Genomic DNA, 19537 nt, shown 5'->3' with positions numbered 1-19537 from the left:
TCACTGACCACGACCACACGGACCACACGGATCAGCTGGATCACTTCGATCACATGGATCACATGGAGCACATGGAGCAGGCAGACGGTTCCGGGGGAGCGGAGCCCGGATCCGGAGGCGATGCGCAGCCCGGCGGCAGCCACGCGCGGGGTGACGACGGTGGCTCCGGAGGCGTCCCCGCGGTGAGGGCACCGTCGCAGGATCGCGCTTCCGGGGCCGGTACCGACGCCGCTGCCGGGGCGGGGGCCGACGACGGCGGCGAGCGGGACGCGCAGCCGGACGAAGGCCGTCACGCGCGCGTACCGGAGGACCGCCGGGAGAGTGAGCGGCCCGCCCGCGTTCCCGAGGCGAACCACGGAGACAAGGACCGGCAGGCTCGGGTGAAGACCCCGGACGCCGGCGACGGCGACGGCGACGTGTCGCTCACCCGCCCCAAGGACGGCGATGATCCCGCCCCCGCCTCTGCCACTGCCGCCCGCGCCGGTTCCAGCTCCCGCCCGGCCCCTGCCGGCTCAAGCACCGACGCCCACCTCGACCTCGACCCCGACCCCGACTCCGAAGCCTGGGACGACGGTCTCATCGCCCGGCGCGTGACGGAGAGCAACGCCGCCGCCCTCGCCGCCGAGCGTGCCTCCATGCTGGACGCCCCCAGCCGCGGCCCGGGCAGCCACACCGTGCCCCTGGCGTACGAAGGCCCCCTGCGCTCCCGCCTCGACGCCCTGCGCGAACTCGTCGGTCTCTCCCGCACCCGCCTGGACAGCCGCACCCTCGCCGAGGCGGGCCGGGTGCTGGACGAGGCGGCCGCCCGCCGCAAGCTCTCCGGCCGACACACCGTCGTCGCCATCGCGGGCGCCACCGGCAGCGGAAAGTCGCAGCTGTTCAACGCGCTGGCCGGAGTGGCCATTTCGGAGACCGGCGTACGGCGACCGACCACGGCGGCCCCCATCGCGTGCAGCTGGAGCGACGGCGCGGCGGGCCTCATCGACCGGCTCGGCATCCCGGGCCGGCTGCGCCGGCGCCCCCTGCAGAGCGCGGAGGGCGAGGGGCAGCTGAGCGGGCTGGTCCTGGTCGACCTGCCCGACCACGACTCCGCGGCCGTGGAGCACCGGGCGCAGGTCGACCGGATCCTGAAGCTGGTCGACGCGGTCATCTGGGTGGTCGACCCGGAGAAGTACGCCGACGCCATGCTCCACGAGCGCTATCTGCGGCCCATGGCCGGCCACGCGGAGATCATGTTCGTCGTCCTCAACCAGATCGACCGGCTGCCCGGGGACGCCGCCGACCAGGTGCTGGACGATCTGCGCCGGCTGCTCGACGAGGACGGTGTCGCGCTCGGCGAGTACGGCGAACCGGGTGCGACCGTGCTCGCCCTGTCCGCGCTCACCGGCGACGGCGTCGGCGACCTGCGTGAGGCGCTCGGCGAGTTCGTGACGGAGCGCGGTGCGGCGGCCCGCCGGGTCGCGGCCGACGTGGACGCCGCCGCGGACCAGCTGCGGCCCGTCTACGCCACCGGCCGGCGCGTCGGCCTCAGCGAGGAGGCACGGGAGGAGTTCGCCGCCCGGCTCGCGGACGCGGTGGGTGCCACCGCCGCCGGTGAGGCAGCCGAACGCGCCTGGCTGCGCAACGCCAACCGCGCCTGCGGGACCCCCTGGCTGCGGCTGTGGCGCTGGTACCAGGGCCGCGGCGATTCCGCGACGGGCCGGATCCCGGTACGCACCCAGGCCGACGAGGAGACCACGGCCCGCCAGCGCGTCGAACAGGCGGTCCGCACGGTGTCCGACCGGGCCTCTGCGGGTCTGCCGACGCCGTGGGCGCAGGCGGTGCGCGAGGCGGCCGTACGCGGCTCCCAGGGGCTCTCCGAGGCGCTGGACGAACTGGCGGCGCGGGCCGGACTGCCGCCGGGACGACCGCCCCGCCCGGGGTGGTGGCCGGTGGCCGTGCTGGTGCAGGCGGCCATGACCCTGCTGCAGATCGTGGGCGGCGCCTGGCTTGCGGGCCAGATCGCCGGAGTCATGGCGCCCAACCTGGGAGTGCCGGTGCTGCTGATGGTGTGCGGGATCGTCGGCGGGCCGTTCGTGGAGTGGGGCTGCCGGATGGCGGCCCGAGGGCCGGCGCGCCGGTACGGCCAGGAGGCGGAACGGCGGCTGCGGGAGGCGGCCGCGAGCTGCGGCCGGGCCAGGGTGCTCGATCCGCTGGCGGCGGAGCTGCTGCGGTACCAGGAGGTGCGCGAGCAGTACGGGCGGGTGGTCAGTACCGGGGCGGGGGTGGGCTGAGGCGGCCCCGAGCCGCTCGGGTGGCCTGGTCATGGTCGGGGGCCGGCCGTGCTGGGACCGCTGAAGCGGAAGTGGCGGGTGGGGCGGGGTGGGTGAGGCGCTTCGGGTACGCGGCTCACCTGCGGGGGTGACGGAGTTTTCCACAGGTGGGGACCGGTCCACAGCGCTCAGCGGGCCCGGCCCGGCGGAGGCAGTCTGATGCCACGGCGATCTCGCCGCATGGCAGACGCCGCCGTACGGGACGGGCCCGTACGCGTGTCCGCCCGGCCGCAGGTGCCGGGTGAGGGAGGGGTTCGCGATGAACGAGACCGTGGTGTGCGTGGTGGGCAACGTGGCGACACCGCCGGTGTACCGGGAGTTGCCGACGGGCCCGTCGGCGCGGTTCCGGCTGGCGGTGACCGCGCGCTACTGGGACCGGGAGAAGAGCGCCTGGACGGACGGGCACACCAACTTCTTCACGGTGTGGGCCAACCGCCAGCTCGCCGTCAATGTGGCGGCGTCGGTGGAGGTGGGGCAGCCCGTCGTCGTCCAGGGCCGGCTGAAGGTGCGCTCGGAACAGCGCGACGGACAGCAGGGCTGGGCGTCGGCCGACATCGACGCCGTGGCCGTCGGCCACGACCTGGCGCGGGGCACCGCGGTCTTCCGCCGCGCGGCCAGGCCCGAGGCACCTGCGGCGGTGCGCCCGGAGCCGAACTGGGAGACACCGGCCGCCGACACACCTGACGGCCTCCCGGCCCAACAGATGCCCGAACCAGCGGCCGTGACATGACGTAAGCCGGGGCGCCGGCCGCTCCGGCTCCGGGCCGACGTCCTGACCGAGCTGCGGCTTGTCGGCGCATGTCCCGCGAACACCCCGCCGAATCGGTGGATTTGTCGATAAGCCCAGCTCACATTCCGTCAGGGCGATAACGATTACGGATCGGATAGCCCATCGGACGATCTGACCGGCCGATCGGGGCCCGTGTGATCCATAGGATGCCGGGCGTGCCCCTAGGGGCTGCCGATTCTGCTGGTGGGACCGTCCCCCACGTCCAACGGGTCCTGCTCGAAGGGGAATTCTGTGCTTGCTGCGTTCTCTGGGTTTCCTCGGTCCGCCCAAGCGGCCCGCCTCGGCGCCGCGACGCTGGTGTCCGGCCTGGCGGTGGCGGGTGCGCTGTCGGGCGCCGGTACGGCCCTGGCCGACGTGACACCACAGACCCAGGGCGGCGCGACGGCCACGATCAACGGTCTGAAGACCTACGGCGAGGCCGTGATCCACGAGGACGGCGGCGACCAGCGGGTGGCCGCGGGCCTGTTCGAGATGTCCGTGGACGGCGGCGGCACCCTGCAGACGTACTGCGTCGACATACACAACCCCACCCAGCGCGACGCCCGCTACCAGGAGACACCCTGGAGCGGCACCTCGCTGGGCACCAACAAGGACGCCGGCCGGATCCGCTGGATCCTGCAGAACTCCTACCCGCAGGTCAACGACCTCGCCGCGCTCGCCAGAAAGGCGGGCGTGAGCGGATTGACCGAGCAGGACGCGGCGGCCGGCACCCAGGTCGCCATCTGGCGCTACTCGGACGGGGCGAAGGTCGACGCGGTCGATCCGCGCGCCGAGAAGCTCGCCGACTACCTGGAGAAGAACGCCGGCGGCGGCGCCGAGCCGCAGGCGTCGCTGACCCTGGACCCGCCCGCGGTCTCCGGACGCCCCGGTGAACTCCTCGGGCCGGTGACCGTGCACACCAACGCGGGCAGCGTGACGGTGAGCCCGCCGGCGGACGCGGCCGCCGGCGGGGTGCGGATCATCGACAAGACCGGCAAGGTGATCACGTCGGCGAAGGACGGCAGCCAGTTGTTCTTCGATGTCCCCGAGGACGCTGCGGACGGCTCGGCGCAACTGACGGTCCAGGCCTCCACCACCGTGCCGGTGGGCCGCGCCTTCGCCTCCGACAGCCGCAGCCAGACCCAGATCCTGGCCGGCTCCAGCGAGTCCACGGTCTCCGCGACCACGGGCGCCACCTGGGCGGCCAAGGGCGCCATACCGGCGGTGTCGGCCCGGAAGAACTGCGCCAAGGGCGGCGTGGACGTCACCGCGGCCGACAAGGGCGACCGGCCCTTCACCTTCGAGCTGATGGGAGCCGAGCACACCATCCCCGCCGGTACCTCCCGCACGGTGACGGTCCCGCTCCAGGAGGACCAGTCCTACGACTTCACGATCACCGGTCCGAACGGCTTCAGTCACCGTTTCACCGGGGTCCTCGACTGCAGGACCCAGGGCACGATCACCACCAAGAGCACCCAGACGCTCAGCGAGCCCAGCCCCGCCACGGTCGCCGGCGGCACCACCGCGCCCGACACCGACCTCGCGGCCACGGGCGGTTCCGCGATCACCCCCATGATCGCCGGGGTGGCCATCGGACTGGTCGTGATCGGAGGCGCGGTGCTGGTGATGCTGCGCAAGAAGGAAGCGCAGGCGGGCGAGTAGACGGGCGGCCGACCCCGGCTTCCCACGGTCTCAGCGACGCCGGCCGATGCGGTCGACCACCTGGATGTCCTGCAGTGTCCTGGTCTCGTAGTAGTAGTTGGTCGCCTTCCACTCGCCGTGCACCTTCTTCGGGACGCTCCCCTTGGTCCGCAGGCCCAGGTAGTCGTAGGCCCTGCGGTCGAAGAGGAAGGTGAACGCGGCCTGCGGGTAGGAGACTCCGACGGCATTCCGGCCGGCGACGTGCACGTCGTAGTCCAGGCGGATCCGGGGAAGCTTCGACAGCGCCTCGAAGGCGGCGGCCTGCAGGCCGGGGGGCATCACGCGCGGCCCCATCAGCAGCATGCACGCGTCGAAGAACGCAATGACGTCGGTATTGGGCGCGCTCCTGCTACCCATGAACTGGGCCAGGAGCTTGTCGGGATCCGTGGGCATTTCCTTGAGCTTGGAGTAGACGGTGGGAGGCCACCGCACCTCGTGCTTGCCGAGCGGAGGGTCGTGGTGGATCTTCCCGTGCTCCTGGCGCAGGGACGGCTTGGAACCGTCCACCGACATCCAGCTCTCGTCGGTCCAGGTCTTGGTCCGCCCGCCCTTGACCGGCGTCTGCGTGATGTAGGTCTTGGTGTAGAAGTACTGGTCGTTGCGCGGCACGGGCAGATCGCTTCCCGTGGTGCGGGACCTCTCGGCGGCCTTCCGCAGCACCTCCGTCGCGCTGACGGCGTCCAGGCGAGTGGTTCGGTCGGGCTCGGCGTCCTGTGTCACGACGACGGCGGCACCCACCGCCGCCGCGGTCAGGCCGGCGAACGCCGTGCGGAACACCAGCCGTCGGCTCAGCGTGCGACCGCGGAGCGCGACGCCGGGGGACTCCTTGGCCATGGCGGCCGTGAGGCGGGCACGGGCGGCGGCGCGGGCCTGGTCGGACAGCCCGCGGTCCTCGGTTTCCCAGTCGCGCACCATCGTCGGTTCATCCATGATCAGTCTCCTTCTCGGGCGCGGTCGAGGTGGTGGGAGCCGGTTCGCCCAGGGCCCGCCGCAGCCTGGTGCGGGCCCTGTGCAGGCGGGAGCGCACGGTGCCGACGGGTACGCCCAGGGCCTGTGCTGCCTCGGCGTAGTCGAGTTCTCCCCAGGCGATCACCAGCAGCACGTCCCTGTAGCGGGCGGGCAGTTGGGCGAGGGCGTCGGCCAGAGCGCCGTGCGACACGCCGGCGGCGAGCCTCTCGGTGACGGGGTCCTCGCGCCCGCGGTGCTCCTGGTCCGGAGACAGTGACGCCATGCGCGACAGCGCCCGAAGCCTACGGGCCTCGTCCCTGCGGTGACGCCCGATCAGGTTGGTGGCTATTCCGTACAACCAGGGCCGGGCGTGGGCGTACGACAGGTCGTAGCGCCGACGGCGCTGAAACGCGATCACGAACGTCTCCGCCATCAGGTCGTCGGCGGTGTCGGAGCCCAGGCGCCGGGCGATGTAGCCGTGGATGTCGTCGGCGTAGCGGTCGAAGATCACGGCGAACGCGTCGGGTATGTCCCAGGAGCGTTCGATGACCGAGCCGTCGGAGCCGCCGATCGCGTCCGTTGCCGTGACGCGGGCGGCACCGGTGCCCGGCAGGAGCGTCACGCCTTACCTCTGCGATTCATTTCGTATCCCTTGAAAACCGGTGTAGTGGACCCCTGCTGTTCGCCGAAGAAGGCCACCGAGTTCCAGGCCGCCCAAGTGACCTGCGTCACACCTCGGCGGCCGGTCGACAGTCAGGCCCTCGACCAGCGGCGTTGCGATACGGTGCGGCTCCGCGTGACGACCTTCGAGGGGCCCGTGAACTTCCCGATCAAGCGTGTTGCCCAGTGCGTGACCCCGGTGCTCCTGAGTCCGGCCGCCCTCTGCCTCGCCGGCTGCACCCCGGATCCGACCGCCCCCGAGAACGTCGCCCCGATCACCCTGACGAACGACACGTCCGGCACCGTGCACGTCTTCTGGTGTGCCGCCGACGCGGACAACGAGTGCACCGAGCAGGAGGTGTTGGGAGCCGTCGCCGCGAAGAGCACTCGGCGCGTGCGGATCTCGTCGTACGAAGTGCTCCTGCGGATCAAGCCCGCCTCAGGCCCCGGGAGATACGTCTGTGAGGACGACGCCCCGGGTGGCCGGATAGCCCTGGGCAGGTCGTACCCCTCGGTGAAGTCCGCATACGACCACTGCTCCGACGGCTCGTCCTGACCCGGTTCTCGGCTCGTCGTGCTTCCGGCGGTCAGACGGTTGCCTGGGGTTGTACGGGGCTCAGGTAGTGCACGGTGGTTTGTTCGGCGTGTGGGGCCAGCAGGTCCTGGAGTTCGTCCGCCGCGACCTTGAGGAGGTCGCCGTCGCGCTCGGCGTGGAGGGTTTCGAGGACGAAGGCGACGTGCGTGGAGTCCTGGGTGACGCGGGTGCGGTGGGCGTCGCGGTGGTTCCAGTGGCGGGTCAGGACGCCGGCGGTGTCGGCGTAGATGATCTCGCCGGCCCTGGGGTTCTCCACGGTGTCGGGCTCGCCGAGCGGGGTGAACGACTCGGTGCCGTCCGCGTGCCGGATGTCGGCGTCGCCGGTGATGTGGTCGAGGTCGAAGGCGCCGGCGGGCAGGCCGTACCGGACCGAGACGGCGTTGTAGGAGTCGACGGCCGGATTGATGCGCGGCAGTGTGCCCTTCTTGGCCAGGCGGCGGCCGAGTGCGTCGACGCTGGGGCGGATGCGGCGAGGATTGGTGCCGAAGGAACGGTAGGCGGTGTGCCAGGTCTCGATGCGGGGGTCGGTCTCGTCGGCCGGGTGCCAGGAGCCGTCGGCGAGTTGTTGTTCCAGTTCCCGCAGGGCGGTGGCCGTGTGGGGCCAGGGCTCGTGTCCGCGCAGGCCGTTGGCGGTGACCAGGGCGATGAGGGTGCCGGGAAAGGCGTCCGCGACGGCGGGGGCGATACGGAAGGCGGGCATGGGCGGTGTTCCGTTCGTGCGTCTGGGCGGGTGGGGAGGAGTCAGCGCTTCCAGGGGCCGATGCGGTCCAGGCGGCGGCGCTGCTGGCGCGCGGTGGCTGCGTCGAGGCCTCGACCGCGTTCGGTGAGATGACCGCTGACCGTGCTGCGGTGCTCGAGGGGCTTGTGGTCGTCGTACTTGAACTTGGCTCGTACGTCCGTGACTTCCAGGCGCAGGCCGCGGATACCGGACAACATGCGTCCGTACGGGGGCTGGTCGACGGCGACGGGGGCGTGGTCGCCGTCGGGTTGGAAGTGCGCGAGCTGGCGGCGCAGCAGCTCGGCCTTGGCCCCGGGGTCGTCGACGATGCCGGCGCGGCAGGTGAACTGGACCGCCGTGTAATAGCTGGTGGGCACGCCGTCGCGGGGTGGCGTGCCGGCCGGGGCACGCCATGGGCCGGGGATGAAGGCGTAGTCACCGAACACGGTGAAGACGACGTTCGGGTCGTGCTCGATCGCCTGCCAGACCGGGTTCGGGCGGGCGAGGTGGATCAGGAGATCGCTTCCGTCACAAGTGAAGTGCGTGGGTACGACCACGGGCGGGTGGCCGGGAAGGCCATTGACGCTGAGCTGTCCGAAGTCGTGGCCCTCGGCGATCCAGGTCTGCCATTCGGCTTCGTCCAGGCCGGCGTCCCAGGGATGGATCAGCATGTCGTTCTCCTTGGTTCGGTGGTGCGGGGGACGTAGGACCGCTCAGGTCAGGGCGAGGAGACTGACGGCCACGGCGGCCGTGCCCAGGCCGACGAGTTGTCCGCGGTGGATGCGCTCGGCGAGCACACCACGGGCGAGCAGGACCGTGCCGGCCGGATAGAGGGCGGTGACCACGGCAACGACGGTGAGGTCCCCACTGCGGGCGGCGAGCAGGAACAGCAGGTTCGCCAGGGAGTCCAGGACGCCGGCGGTCGCCGACACCGCGTACGCGGGCCGTTCGGAGCCCAGTCTCCGGCGCATCAGCCCCGCGGCGGCCAGGGTGACGGCCGAAGAGACCGCCCGGCCCACGATCAAAGGAGCCACACCGCTGTCGGACGGCGCCTGATGCAGGAAGACCAGCTGAAGGGCGATGGCGGCGCCGGCTCCGAAGGCCAGCAGCAGCGCCGTACGGGAAGGGCGCGCCGAGCCCGCACCGTGTCCCGCGCTGACCAGTACCACCGCGACCAGCGCGAGCGGCAGGCCCACCAGTCCGGCGGCGGTCAGCTGTTCCCCCTGCAGCAGGCCCACGCCCACGGGCAGCGCGGCGGAGACCAGCGCGGTCACAGGGGACAGGACGTTCATCGGACCGATCGCCAGGGTGCGGTACAGCAGGGCGAACGCGGCGGCCGAGGCGATGCCCGAAAGGGCGCCCCAGCCGAGGGTCGAAACGCCGAACGAAGCGCCGAGCACCGGCCACAGCAGCAGCTCGACGGCGAGACTGGCCGGCGCCGCGACCATCACGGTCCGCAGCACATGAGCCTTCCGGGCGCCCAGACCGCCGAGGAAGTCGGCGCATCCGTAGGCGAGTGAGCTGCCCAGGGCCAGCAGCAGAGCGATCACAGGACATCCCTTACTATCATTGGAACGACTGAACGGTACAACGGAACGACCGGCCGATGTCAACCAAACGACCGCGCGGTGCATTGAAGTGTTCGGTGCTGAGGAGGGAGATCACATGGCCGAGACGGCCGCAGCCCTGCGGACGGTCGCGAACAACGTCCGGGCGGCCCGCATGCGCGCGGGCCTGTCCCTGGAGGAGCTGAGCCGGCGTGCCCAGGTCAGCAAGGGCGCCCTGGTGGGACTGGAAAAGGCCCAGGGAAACCCGAACCTGGCCACACTGGTCCGGCTGGCCGACACGCTGGGCATTTCAGTGTCGGCTCTGATGCAGGGGTCCTCCGAAGGCCGCGTCCGCATCATGTCCTCGGACGGCGTCGCACCCCTGTGGACCGGAGAAAAAGGCAGCGAGGCCCGGCTCATGCTGACGACCTCGGGTCCGGCGCCGGTGGAAGTCTGGCGCTGGCGACTCGAGCCGGGCGAGGAATACCTCAGCCACCCTCATCAGGCCGGAGTCGTCGAGACCGTCAGCGTCACCTCCGGTCGCATGACCTTGACCGTCGACGGGGCGGAGCACGCCATCGAGGCCGGTCAGACCGCCACGTTCGACGGCGACGTGGCTCACACCTACCGCGGGTCGGGCACCGAAACCTGCCAACTGATCATGACGGTCCATCTGCCGCCCGGCCCCGCGTCCGCGACCGACTCCGGGTCTCGCTGATTTCCGATCTGCCGGATGCCGCCGCTGCGTGGCGCCACTTCAATTGATCTGCGACGCCGGTGATGCGGCAACGTGGGCAGGGCTGCTTCGGGCGGGTGCGGGCGGGCATCTTGATGCCGTGGCGCGCCACCTTGCGGTAGATGCTGGCGCGGCTCATGCCGAGCTGCTCCGCGGCCTGGGCCGTCGTGGTGCCCGGTGCGGTCGGACAGCGCACGATCTCGTCTCGTTCGAGTTCCTGGAGGCGGCTCAGGCGCCGGACCGTGTCGGTGAAGATCTCGGCCGGAAGCTGACGGGTGTCGATCACTTCGGTACGGGATGCCGCGTCGCGTACGACTTGACGGAGCTGCTTGACGTTCCCGGGCCAGTCGTAGGCGGTGAGTGCGCGCTCGGCGGCGGGCGTGAAGGTGACCGTGTGGCCGCGGTGCTGAAGCGCGAAGTGGCGGGCGAGGGGTATGACGTCGTGCGGGTGGCTGCGCAGGGCGGGCAGCTCGACGCACGCAGCCTGGGCGCCGGCGCCGGCGCCGTCACCTCCCGGCCCGGCGCGTCGGCGATGACATCCGGCAGCGGCTCGGGGAGACCATGTCCGACCTCCGGGATGCGTCCTTGCGCCTGCCCCAAGCACGCTGCTCGGCGCCTGCGGAGGCGTCGCCGGTGCAGGTGTCTCAAAGTGAGACATGGAGCACCTCTCCGACACACCCGGCGCTTCCTACGGTCCCTTTGCACGAGCCGAGAGCCGCCACGAGACATGGAGGGACGCACATGTACCGAAAGGACGGCGAGAGCTACTTCATCGTGGACGCCCACATCGCGCTGTGGGACGCCCGCCCCGAGAACCAGCTCAACGTGCACGCCAAGCAGTTCATCGACTGCTTCTACGACTACCACCGCAACCTCAGCCCGGAGTCGGAGGTGTGGCCGTACGAGGAGTACCTGTACTACGGCGGCGAGCGCCTGATGAAGGACCTGTTCACCGACGGGTACGTCGATCACGCCATCTTCCAGCCGGCCCGCCTCGGCGCCTTCTACCGCACCGGCTTCGGACAGACGGAGGAGGCGTTCGCGCTCACCCGGCAGCACCCGGACAAGCTCACCTACAACCACTGCTGGGACCCCCGCTTCGAGCAGTCGGGGCTCGACCAGCTCCGGCGGGACGCCGAGCGCTTCGGCCTGAAGGGGGTGAAGCTGTACACCGCGGAGTGGCAGGGCGACTCGCGCGGTTACAAGCTGGACGACTGGTGGACCTACCGCTACTTCGAGGTGTGCCAGGAACTGGGCATCAAGAACATCCACGTCCACAAGGGCCCGACGATCCGGCCGCTGGACCGCGACGCGTTCGACGTGGCCGACGTCGACAAGGCGGCCACGGAGTTCACCGGCCTGAACTTCGTCGTCGAGCACTGCGGACTGCCCCGGCTGGAGGACTTCTGCTGGATCGCGACCCAGGAACCCAACGTCTACGCCGGTCTGGCCGTGGCCATTCCGTTCATCCACACCCGCCCCCGCTACTGGGCGCAGATCATCGGCGAGCTGCTGTACTGGCTGGACGAGGACCGCATTCTGTTCGGCAGCGACTACGCGCTGTGGACGCCCCGGTGGCTGATCGAGCGGTTCGTCGACTTCCAGATCCCCGAAGACATGCAGGACGAGTTCCCGGCACTCACCGTGGCGCAGAAGAAGAAGATCCTGGGCTTGAACGCGGCGGCCCTGTACGACATCCCGGTGCCCGCCGCGGCCGAGGCCCCGGCCACGACCGCGGGCACCCCTTCGGCAGCCGGCCCCGCGGGGGCCGCCTCGGTCGCCGCGCAGCCCAACGAGGCGTGAGATGCCTGCCGACGCGCTGGAGCAGCGGGCCAGGCGGGCGCTGGACGCCGTCTTCGATCCCGAGCTGGACGAACCCATCACCGATCTCGGTTTCGTCCGCTCCGTCGAGGCCGGCCCCGGACACCGGCTCACGGTGCACCTGCGGCTCCCGACATCGTTCTGCTCCCCGAACTTCGCCTACTTGATGGCCTCCGACGCCAAGGACGCCCTGACCGCCCTGCCCGACGCCCGGGCAGTCACCGTTCTGCTCGACGACCACCACGACTCCGCCCTGATCAACCGTGGCCTGGCCGCGGACGCCGGATACCGGGGCACCTTCGGCACGGAGGCGGAGGAGGACCTTCAGGAACTGCGGCTGACCTTCCGGCGCAAGGCCCACACCGCCGCGATGGAACGGGCCCTGACCGCGCTGCTGCGGCAGGACCCCTCGCTGACCGAGGAACGGCTGGCCGACGTCGTGCTCGGCGATCTGCCCGACACTGCCGCGACGCGCGCGCTGCTGCGCCGGCGCGAGGCCCTCGGCCTCGGCACGGCACCGACCGACCCGGCCCTCGTCGACGACGACGGGCGCCCCTACCCGCCGGGCGAGATCCCGCTGCGGCTGCGCTTCGCCCGAACGGTCCGACGGTCGATCGACGGCAACGCGCACTTCTGCCGTGGCCTGCTGCGCACCCGCTACCCGGACTCCGCCCCGGACCAGTCCCCCCGGACCGAAGACACCACCCTCGTCTCGCACGGCAAGGAGCCCCAGTGAAAGCTGTCCAGGTCGTCGGCTACGGCCGTAACCCCGAGATGACCGACGTACCCGTGCCCTCGGTCACCGGCCCGTACGACGTGATCGTCAAGATCGGGGGCGCGGGCGTGTGCCGGACCGATCTGCACATCCTCGAAGGGCAGTGGGCCGAGAAGTCGGGCGTGACGCTGCCCTACACGATCGGGCACGAGAACGCGGGCTGGGTCCACGAGATCGGCAGCGCCGTCACCAACGTCGCCGAGGGCGACAAGGTCATCGTCCACCCGCTGATCACCTGCGGACTGTGCCGGGCGTGCCGGGCGGGCGACGACGTGCACTGCGAGCAGAGCGCCTTCCCCGGCATCGACACCGCGGGTGGCTACGCCGAGTACCTGAAGACGTCGGCCCGCAGCGTCGTACGCCTCGACGACTCCCTGGAGCCGTCCGACGTCGCCGCCCTCGCCGACGCGGGTCTGACCGCTTACCACGCCGCGGCGAAGGCGGCGCGGAGGCTGCGTCCGGGTGACCGGTGCGTCGTCATCGGCGCGGGAGGGCTCGGCCACATCGGCATCCAGGTGCTCAAGGCGCTCACCGCTGCCGAGATCGTGGTCGTCGACCGCAACGTCGACGCGGTGAAACTGGCCGAGTCCATCGGTGCCGACCACGGTGTCGTCGCCGACGGGCGGCAGGTGGACGAAGTTCTCGAGCTCACCGGTGGTCAGGGCGCCGAGGTCGTCGTCGACTTCGTCGGCGAGGGCGGTGCCACCCGGGACGGTGTGCGCATGCTGCGCCGCGCGGGTGACTACCACGTGGTCGGGTACGGCGAGAACATCGACGTACCGACCATCGACATCATCTCGACCGAGATCAACTTCATCGGCAACCTCGTCGGTTCCTACGGCGACCTGCGTGAGCTCATGGTGCTCGCCGCACAGGAGCGGGTCCGTCTGCACACCGCCAAGTACCCCCTCGACCGCTTCCAGGACGCGCTGGACGATCTCGACGCCGGCCGGGTACGCGGACGCGCGATCCTCGTCCCCTGACCCGCAACACGGTCATGCGGAACGTGACCGCTGACAGCAAAACCCTCGCCAAGGAGCCTCTGGATGATCTTCATTACCGCGAAATTCCGCGTCAAGCCCGAGCACGCGGACCAATGGCCGGAGATCACTGCCGCCTTCACCCAGGCGACGCGCGCCGAGCCCGGATGTCTGTGGTTCGACTGGTCGCGCAGTGTCGACGATCCGGCCGAGTACGTTCTCGTCGAAGCCTTCCGCGATGACGCGGCGGGGGCCGAGCACGTCGGTTCCGAGCATTTCCGGACCGCCTGCGAGTCGCTTCCGGCCTTCCTCGGCGAGACGCCGCGCATCGTCAACACCACGATCCCGCAGGACGACTGGTCCCTTCTCGGAGAGATGGCTGTCCCGGACCAGGACTGAGCGCCGTGGCCGTCCCGTTCCCGAGGCGGTCACCCGCGGCGGTAACCCCGAGGCCATCGGAAGCAAGCCGCGTTGATCGCCGGCGGCAGTGACGGCAGCGCTGACGGCACGGTTGCAGTCGCGGCGCCCCGGGTTTGCGGTGATGCTGTCAAGGGAGCGTGGCCAGCTGCACACGGACAGTGTGTGTCGGTGACCGCGCCGTACAGAGAGGCGACGGCCATGGCAGCGGTACCTGACAGGACGCGGCTCGGGCCTGACAGCGGCGAAAAGATCGACGGCGCGTCCCAGTTCGCCGGCGCCGCACTGCTGCTCAGCGGGCCGCTCAGCATTCTCATGGGCGCCGCCGGCATCGCACAGGACAGCGTGTTCCACGCCTCGGCCCACTACGCATACCGGTTCGACCTGACCGCCTGGGGCGTGATTCACCTGGTGATCGGAGTGGCACTCGTCGTTGCCGGCTTCGGGGTCCTGACAAAGAGCAGCTGGGGTCGCGGCGCCGGCACAGTGGTGGCAGGAATCAGCCTGATCACCCAGTTCATGTTCATCCCGTACTACCCGGCGTGGGCCATCTCGGTGATGACACTCGACCTCCTGATCATTTTCGCGCTGACGAGGACGTACATCGAAACCAGAGGCGGTCACTGAGCTTCTTCGAGCGGGCGGGCAGCACCGCCCGCGGGGCACCCTGCTCCGACTATGTCTTGTAGCGCCGTCCCAGCATGGGGTGGCGCACACCGCAGCAGGCCAAACATTACGTCCGCCGCTGATCAAGGAATGTTGCGACAAGCAAGGCCAGTACTTCCACGGATCCCCCTGATCACGGCTGCCGTACAGCAGGAAAGTACAGCAACGGACGCGACGTCAGCCGTCCGCATCGAGGGGTCGTGGCACGGTCCCCGGCCGTGCCACTCTCGTGCCAGAACGGGCGGGGACTCACGGGGAACTGGGGTTCAGAGGGGTGCTTCCGCCGGGAGCCCGTCAGGCCGGAGAATCCGCAGGCATACCCACTCTTGCCCCACCTCGCTCCTATTGCGGTGCTCACACACGAGGGCCCTCCCGGGCCGTCCTGGAGTGTGCCCCACGATCTTGTACCACGACCGCGAGACCGACACCCGCGACGCCGGGAGTGCTGCCCGACACACCGGCCCTGATCGCGTGGCAACATATGCACCGCCCAGCGGGGCAATCGCGTTCTCACGCATCGGTACCTTGCGCGCCGGGGCGCTGCTTCTGGGCGTCGACGACGACCCGCTCCAGCACGGCGGTGGATTCGAGGACCGTGCCGGGCTTGACGTCGTCGACCTGCTTGACCTGGACACCGCGGCTGCCGAGATAGGCGTACGTCTTGCGGTCGAAGATCCACTCGGTGCGATCGCCGTTCTGCTGGTCGACCCGGGCCAGGGCGATGCCCTCGCGTCCCGCGGCGTCCTTGGCATGCTCCACCACCACAACCCCGGGGATCTTGGCCGCGGCCCGGTACAGCGCCGCGTTCAGCTTCGCCGGTGCGAGCTGCTCCCTGAGCAGGCCGCCGACAGTGGCGAATGCCTCCTGGTCCGGGGAGTTCCCCTGGCCCTCGGTCTCCTCGTAGATCTTCTTCAGCAGGGCGTCCGGGTCGGTGGGCAGCGTCTTGAGGTAGTCGTAGGAGGGGCCGTTCAAGCTGCTCTCGACGTCGCTGTCGAGGGTGATGCCGCCCTTGGGCTTGTAGCCGGGCTCGTCCAGCCAACCCTGCTTGCCGTCGGGGGAATTCCAGACCTCACGGATATGCAGGGGCTGGACCAAGGTCTTGGACTCGTCCGTGTCGGTGTGCAAGACGCAGAGGAAGGAGACCATGCTCTTGATGTAGATGTACTGGCCCGGGCCGGGTTCGGGCGTCTTGCGGGCCGAGGCGGCGGCGGCGATGTGCTCGACGGTGGAGGCGAGCTGGGCGGTGCTGCCGGGCTCGATGCGGACGACCGGCGCTTCGACCGGGGGCGGGGTGGCCGCGGCCGGGCCGCTGCCCCCGGAACCGGTCAGCGCGGTGAAGGCGAAGGCGCCGGCCAGGGCGGCGGCGGTGACCGGGACACCGATCAGCAGGAGACGGCGTGCCGGGCGGCGGGACGGCGCAGGGATGGGTGCAGTGTGCTGGATCTCGTTCATCAGGTGCTCCTCGAGAAGCAGGTGACGGTCGAGCGACAGGTGCGGGTCTCCCGGCGCCGGCAGCAACCGGGCCAGTTCCGCGTGGTCCAGCGACTCCTCACGCCGCGACTTCTTGCGGATCATTCGGACCTCTCCTCGTACGACTCATGTGACCGGGCCGCAGATGTGCGGCCGCCCTGTACTTGTCCGTTGCGCGGTAGCGGTTCCCTGCGTTTCCTCAGTTCTTCGTCGGCCAGCTTGCTCAGCCGTTTACGGGCGCGGGACAGGCGCGAGCGCACGGTGCCGACCGGGACGCCGAGTACGGCCGCCGTCTCCTCGTAGCTGAGCCCGGACCACACACAGAGTGTGAAGACCTCGCGCTCACTCCGGCTCAGCTTCTTCAGCACCCGCTGGGCGGCAGCCAGCTGGTCGGCATCGGCTATGCGGCCGACGAGTTCGTCTGCGAAGTCCGGGACCGTTTCCTTGGCCGGCAGGCGCTCCAGGGCCCGCTGGTGACGGCGCGCAGCGCGGGTGGTGTTGCGCAGCACGTTCACAGCGATGCCCATCAGCCAGGGGCGCGGGCTGTCGCCCTCGTCCCGCAGCTTGACGCGCAGCCGCCACGCCTCCAAGAAGGTCAGCGAGACGATGTCCTCGGCGACGGTCCAGTCCCCGGTCACGCGCACCGCGTGCCGGTGGACCAGTCGGGCGTGGTCACGGAAGAGCTCGCGGAACGCCTCAGGGTCGCCTGCCCGTATCCGGGTGTGCAATGAGTAGTCCACGTCCAGCATTGTCCGCACGGCAGGGCAGGTTCCCGTGGCGTGTGTCACACGGCCAGGAAGACATGGGGCTCCGCGGTCGGCTCGCGCATCACATCCGCCGTCTCCGTGAGCTGAGCGACATCTCGGGCGGCAGCGACTACTGGGCGGCACGGCAGTTGAGCAGCAGGGCAGGGGCGTTGTCAGGTTGAGTGGAGGTCTTGTCTGTCAATCGGCTCGAACTGTGGAGATCTTCTGGGAGCTCGCGCAGATAGGCGCGTTTGGATACCTCGGTGGTAGAAGGGGCGGACTTCCTGGTTCGCGCGGCTGATGGTCATGGCGGTGACGCCGGCCGCCCGAAGCCGTGGGAGCTGCGTTGGCGGGTCGGCGGGAGTTCGAAACGTCACAGGACCGCGAGGATTCTTCGAAGCATGGCGCCGCGCCTGACCACCTGCGGCCAACCCCGTCCTGTCGAATGCGTGTCGAAGCAATCGGCCACCCCAACACCATTTCCCGAGAAGGCCAGTTCAGAGCAAGTCCCCAATGAACCACCCGAGCCCCTTCTAAGCAGCCGGGCCCTTCGTTCCGCCCGCTGGCGCCCCAAGTAGGTTGCCCAGTATGACTACTTCTCCTGATCACGTCACCAGCAGAGATGACCTTGCGGCCTTCGTCCTCTCCCTGCACCGCAGCTACGTCGACGAGGGCGACTCTTGGTCCAACGCGGACCTCTCCGCGTTCCTGGAGGCCCTCGCTGCATGGATTGACGACGCGGACGGCTGGTACAGCAACGCCGGCCGCCAGATGCCGTCCCACGGCGACTGGAGCTTCTTCGCCCGAGCGCTGCGAGCGGCGAGCATCTACGAGTAGTCGGGTCTCATGGTTGGACCGCCCAGCTGACGGCAGCGCTGACGGCAACGACGACGGACGGCAGCGGCACTCGACAGCCCGGCGCGGAGGCCTCAGGGGAAGAGTCGATCGCCTCCCCAAGGCTTGCCCGCATCTTCTAAGCGCCGGTCTCGGCGCGTCATGACCTACCGATGGATGAGTATGCCTGGCCGTCAGGCCCTGAGGTGCCGGCCGCTGATTTGGTGCGGGAGAGCTGGGCGACAATCGTCGCGGCTCTGCCTGTAGGAACCCGGATCACCGGCCAGGTCATCGGGCGCCAGCCCTTCGGGAGTCCAGCAGGGTACACACGAGACGTCCCTGAACTCCGAGCTCATCCGCTAGCAACTGACTCCGGCAGCCTATTCAGCCACATGAAACGGCCTTCCTTTCCGACGGTTTTCCTATAAAGAATCCTTTCCCCTCATCGGTCGACGGTTGGCCAAACGAGTCGGGAAGTGTGCTAGCCCTATACACTTGCCCCGAGAAGTTACGAATCCATTTTCTTCCATCCGCATCAATGAAGGCAATGCGAGGCCCTGAAAAAAATGCATCCGCCGGAATTCTCCCGAGTTCCCACTTGGGTTGCTTACCTTCGTCTCGATATGTGTAGGAGTACGCGATCATCTCCGGCCTGAAAATATACTCGGAGCAAGGAGGTAGTGAATCTAGACTAACCCGACTAGCGATACGCTCCGGCTGTTCCGGCTTCCGATCCACAAGGACGTTATCGACACGTAGGATCACCACGAAGACGGGATCTGGAGAGCGATTTTCCAGGTGGAGCTCCTCACTTGTCAGGCCACTTTTTGTCACCCAGAAAGACACACGCGATGCTTGGTCCCGCTCGGCCCGGATGGCATCCTCTTTAGCCTGACGCAACTGGTCAATCGACACGCGGGCCTGATAATAGGTTGCGGTACCGGTGAAGAGGAGGGTCAAAATAGCCGCGACAGCTCCAACTGCCGAACCCCATACCTTCCACGGGACACGACTCCACCAGTTACGAAATCGTGACCGATGTCCGGCCCTCTCCTGAATTGCCCTGCGCCTTGCCGATTTAACGGTGTATCGGCTCTTGCTGCCTCCCATCGGCCGTTCCTCCCTCAGACGGCTCTGGGTCTGCCTGAGTTTCGACGGCGCCCGGCGCGGCGCTTGCGAGCATCAACTGTCCTTCGGCCCCACAATTCCACTATTACCCATCGGGTCAGTGATCGCATCCGTTCCGGGTGAGTCCGAAAACTGAGCCCGTTAACTGACGCTGCCCCGCGCTCAGTCGCCAGACAAGGCATCTACCAGCGCCAGCAGCCCAGCTTCTTGGTAGTCGGGTCTCATGGCTGACGCCCAGCCGGCGGCAGCGCTGGCGGTAACGACGGCGGACGGTAGCGGCAACTCGACATCTACCGATGGACGAGTACGCGAGGCTCACGCGCTCTGAAGTGTCGGCCGGAGACATGGTGCGGCGGAGCTGGCCGGCGACCGTATCTGCTCTGCCCGTGGGGGACCGGATCACCGGAGAAGTCGTGGGCCATCAGCCGTTTCGGCATCTCCATGCGTATAGAGGGTGTGCCCGATGCCGTGGGGCTGGCTGAGAGCATGGCCATGCCACTCGGGATGGAGCTGCCTGCGCCCGGGGCCTTGGTCAAGGGCGTCGTCTACTGGCACGACGCACATAACCACCAGGTGAGGGTCCGGCTCGATGAGTGGCAGGCGGATGACGAGTGATCGTTCCTGGGCCGTCTCTGGGCCGTGCCAGGGTGGCCGAGGCCGACCAACGGCGACCGACACTGACAGGCGAGCCACCGCTGCCGTCGGCGAAACCCC

General features: G+C 69.5%; 20 protein-coding genes. 11 read left to right on the top strand and 9 right to left on the bottom strand.

Features of this window, described 5'->3' with window-relative positions; translation table 11 throughout:
- Positions 1-53: 53 nt before the first annotated feature.
- The 3 genes from AC07CM_RS07775 (at position 54) to AC07CM_RS07765 (ending at position 4743) form a co-directional block, all read left to right on the top strand.
- Positions 54-2273, top strand: a complete 2220-nt coding sequence (locus AC07CM_RS07775) for a YfjP family GTPase (protein ID WP_478875743.1) — start codon at positions 54-56, stop codon at positions 2271-2273.
- Between the two features lie 298 nt (positions 2274-2571).
- Positions 2572-3042 carry a single-stranded DNA-binding protein gene (locus AC07CM_RS07770; RefSeq protein ID WP_478875440.1) on the top strand — a complete coding sequence of 157 codons (471 nt, stop codon included), beginning with the start codon at positions 2572-2574 and terminating at the stop codon, positions 3040-3042.
- A 291-nt stretch (positions 3043-3333) separates the two neighbouring features.
- Positions 3334-4743: a Cys-Gln thioester bond-forming surface protein gene (locus tag AC07CM_RS07765; RefSeq protein WP_478875439.1), complete on the top strand. Its 1410-nt coding sequence runs from the start codon at positions 3334-3336 to the stop codon at positions 4741-4743.
- A 30-nt stretch (positions 4744-4773) separates the two neighbouring features.
- Here the strand turns inward: AC07CM_RS07765 and AC07CM_RS07760 are convergent, their stop codons facing one another.
- Both AC07CM_RS07760 and AC07CM_RS07755 read right to left on the bottom strand, forming a co-directional pair.
- Complete coding sequence (locus tag AC07CM_RS07760; RefSeq protein ID WP_478875438.1) at positions 4774-5712, bottom strand: CU044_5270 family protein; 939 nt, start codon at positions 5710-5712, stop codon at positions 4774-4776.
- On the bottom strand, positions 5705-6352 hold the full coding sequence (locus AC07CM_RS07755) for an RNA polymerase sigma factor (RefSeq protein ID WP_478875437.1): 648 nt from the start codon (positions 6350-6352) through the stop codon (positions 5705-5707). The genes AC07CM_RS07760 and AC07CM_RS07755 overlap by 8 nt, the downstream gene beginning before the upstream one ends.
- Positions 6353-6526: 174 nt before the next feature.
- Here AC07CM_RS07755 and AC07CM_RS07750 point away from each other — a divergent pair, with 174 nt between their 5' ends.
- Entirely contained in the window at positions 6527-6946 is a 420-nt protein-coding gene (locus AC07CM_RS07750; protein ID WP_478875436.1) for a hypothetical protein, read from the top strand.
- Between the two features lie 31 nt (positions 6947-6977).
- On the opposite strand, the gene AC07CM_RS07745 is transcribed toward AC07CM_RS07750, so the two are convergent.
- From AC07CM_RS07745 to AC07CM_RS07735, 3 genes are read right to left on the bottom strand one after another with little or no spacing between them, the layout of a single operon-like run.
- A complete protein-coding gene (locus AC07CM_RS07745; protein WP_478875435.1) occupies positions 6978-7685 on the bottom strand; it encodes a B3/B4 domain-containing protein in 708 nt (235 codons plus the stop codon).
- A 41-nt stretch (positions 7686-7726) separates the two neighbouring features.
- Positions 7727-8374: an FMN-binding negative transcriptional regulator gene (locus AC07CM_RS07740; RefSeq protein WP_478875434.1), complete on the bottom strand. Its 648-nt coding sequence runs from the start codon at positions 8372-8374 to the stop codon at positions 7727-7729.
- Positions 8375-8416: 42 nt separating this feature from the next.
- The gene (locus AC07CM_RS07735; protein WP_478875433.1) at positions 8417-9253 is read right to left on the bottom strand and encodes an EamA family transporter; all 837 of its coding nucleotides are present in this window, start codon (positions 9251-9253) and stop codon (positions 8417-8419) included.
- A 115-nt stretch (positions 9254-9368) separates the two neighbouring features.
- On the opposite strand from AC07CM_RS07735, the gene AC07CM_RS07730 reads away from it, so the two are divergent.
- Positions 9369-9968: a helix-turn-helix domain-containing protein gene (locus AC07CM_RS07730; RefSeq protein ID WP_478875432.1), complete on the top strand. Its 600-nt coding sequence runs from the start codon at positions 9369-9371 to the stop codon at positions 9966-9968.
- Here AC07CM_RS07730 and AC07CM_RS07725 read toward each other — a convergent pair.
- Positions 9910-10644, bottom strand: a complete 735-nt coding sequence (locus AC07CM_RS07725) for an AAA-type ATPase lid domain-containing protein (protein ID WP_478875431.1) — start codon at positions 10642-10644, stop codon at positions 9910-9912. The two genes, AC07CM_RS07730 and AC07CM_RS07725, sit on opposite strands and share 59 nt — an antisense overlap.
- An 83-nt stretch (positions 10645-10727) precedes the next feature.
- Here AC07CM_RS07725 and AC07CM_RS07720 point away from each other — a divergent pair, with 83 nt between their 5' ends.
- From AC07CM_RS07720 to AC07CM_RS07700, 5 genes are all read left to right on the top strand, one after another.
- A complete protein-coding gene (locus AC07CM_RS07720; protein WP_478875430.1) occupies positions 10728-11789 on the top strand; it encodes an amidohydrolase family protein in 1062 nt (353 codons plus the stop codon).
- A gap of 1 nt (position 11790) precedes the next feature.
- The gene (locus tag AC07CM_RS07715; protein WP_478875429.1) at positions 11791-12543 is read left to right on the top strand and encodes a metal-sulfur cluster assembly factor; all 753 of its coding nucleotides are present in this window, start codon (positions 11791-11793) and stop codon (positions 12541-12543) included.
- Complete coding sequence (locus AC07CM_RS07710; protein WP_478875428.1) at positions 12540-13565, top strand: NAD(P)-dependent alcohol dehydrogenase; 1026 nt, start codon at positions 12540-12542, stop codon at positions 13563-13565. The genes AC07CM_RS07715 and AC07CM_RS07710 overlap by 4 nt, the downstream gene beginning before the upstream one ends.
- Positions 13566-13628: 63 nt before the next feature.
- Positions 13629-13961, top strand: coding sequence for a putative quinol monooxygenase (locus tag AC07CM_RS07705; RefSeq protein WP_478875427.1), 333 nt, complete (start codon positions 13629-13631; stop codon positions 13959-13961).
- 189 nt (positions 13962-14150) lie between these two features.
- Positions 14151-14606: a DUF7144 family membrane protein gene (locus AC07CM_RS07700; RefSeq protein ID WP_478875426.1), complete on the top strand. Its 456-nt coding sequence runs from the start codon at positions 14151-14153 to the stop codon at positions 14604-14606.
- 549 nt (positions 14607-15155) lie between these two features.
- On the opposite strand, the gene AC07CM_RS07695 is transcribed toward AC07CM_RS07700, so the two are convergent.
- Complete coding sequence (locus AC07CM_RS07695; protein WP_478875425.1) at positions 15156-16220, bottom strand: CU044_5270 family protein; 1065 nt, start codon at positions 16218-16220, stop codon at positions 15156-15158.
- Positions 16217-16864, bottom strand: coding sequence for an RNA polymerase sigma factor (locus AC07CM_RS07690; protein ID WP_478875424.1), 648 nt, complete (start codon positions 16862-16864; stop codon positions 16217-16219). Before AC07CM_RS07690 ends, AC07CM_RS07695 begins: the two co-directional genes overlap by 4 nt.
- A gap of 585 nt (positions 16865-17449) precedes the next feature.
- On the opposite strand from AC07CM_RS07690, the gene AC07CM_RS07685 reads away from it, so the two are divergent.
- Positions 17450-17698: a DUF7660 family protein gene (locus AC07CM_RS07685; RefSeq protein WP_478875423.1), complete on the top strand. Its 249-nt coding sequence runs from the start codon at positions 17450-17452 to the stop codon at positions 17696-17698.
- Positions 17699-18079: 381 nt separating this feature from the next.
- On the opposite strand, the gene AC07CM_RS07680 is transcribed toward AC07CM_RS07685, so the two are convergent.
- The gene (locus AC07CM_RS07680) at positions 18080-18805 is read right to left on the bottom strand and encodes a hypothetical protein (protein WP_478875422.1); all 726 of its coding nucleotides are present in this window, start codon (positions 18803-18805) and stop codon (positions 18080-18082) included.
- Positions 18806-19537: the final 732 nt, after the last annotated feature.

Source organism: Streptomyces sp. NPDC044061 (assembly GCF_056434305.1).
The sequence above is the reverse complement of the archived record's forward strand: the minus strand, read 5'-3'. Positions and strand labels throughout refer to the sequence as shown.

What these genes read in the sequence shown, in the direction of transcription:
- AC07CM_RS07775 (WP_478875743.1), top strand. Translation starts at nt 54, where the DNA reads ATGGATCACATGGAGCACATGGAGCAGGCAGACGGTTCCGGGGGAGCG.
- AC07CM_RS07770 (WP_478875440.1), top strand. Translation starts at nt 2,572, where the DNA reads ATGAACGAGACCGTGGTGTGCGTGGTGGGCAACGTGGCGACACCGCCG.
- AC07CM_RS07760 (WP_478875438.1), bottom strand. Translation starts at nt 5,712, where the DNA reads ATGGATGAACCGACGATGGTGCGCGACTGGGAAACCGAGGACCGCGGG.
- AC07CM_RS07745 (WP_478875435.1), bottom strand. Translation starts at nt 7,685, where the DNA reads ATGCCCGCCTTCCGTATCGCCCCCGCCGTCGCGGACGCCTTTCCCGGC.
- AC07CM_RS07740 (WP_478875434.1), bottom strand. Translation starts at nt 8,374, where the DNA reads ATGCTGATCCATCCCTGGGACGCCGGCCTGGACGAAGCCGAATGGCAG.
- AC07CM_RS07730 (WP_478875432.1), top strand. Translation starts at nt 9,369, where the DNA reads ATGGCCGAGACGGCCGCAGCCCTGCGGACGGTCGCGAACAACGTCCGG.
- AC07CM_RS07725 (WP_478875431.1), bottom strand. Translation starts at nt 10,644, where the DNA reads ATGTCTCACTTTGAGACACCTGCACCGGCGACGCCTCCGCAGGCGCCG.
- AC07CM_RS07720 (WP_478875430.1), top strand. Translation starts at nt 10,728, where the DNA reads ATGTACCGAAAGGACGGCGAGAGCTACTTCATCGTGGACGCCCACATC.
- AC07CM_RS07715 (WP_478875429.1), top strand. Translation starts at nt 11,791, where the DNA reads ATGCCTGCCGACGCGCTGGAGCAGCGGGCCAGGCGGGCGCTGGACGCC.
- AC07CM_RS07705 (WP_478875427.1), top strand. Translation starts at nt 13,629, where the DNA reads ATGATCTTCATTACCGCGAAATTCCGCGTCAAGCCCGAGCACGCGGAC.
- AC07CM_RS07695 (WP_478875425.1), bottom strand. Translation starts at nt 16,220, where the DNA reads ATGATCCGCAAGAAGTCGCGGCGTGAGGAGTCGCTGGACCACGCGGAA.
- AC07CM_RS07690 (WP_478875424.1), bottom strand. Translation starts at nt 16,864, where the DNA reads ATGCTGGACGTGGACTACTCATTGCACACCCGGATACGGGCAGGCGAC.
- AC07CM_RS07685 (WP_478875423.1), top strand. Translation starts at nt 17,450, where the DNA reads ATGACTACTTCTCCTGATCACGTCACCAGCAGAGATGACCTTGCGGCC.
- AC07CM_RS07680 (WP_478875422.1), bottom strand. Translation starts at nt 18,805, where the DNA reads ATGGGAGGCAGCAAGAGCCGATACACCGTTAAATCGGCAAGGCGCAGG.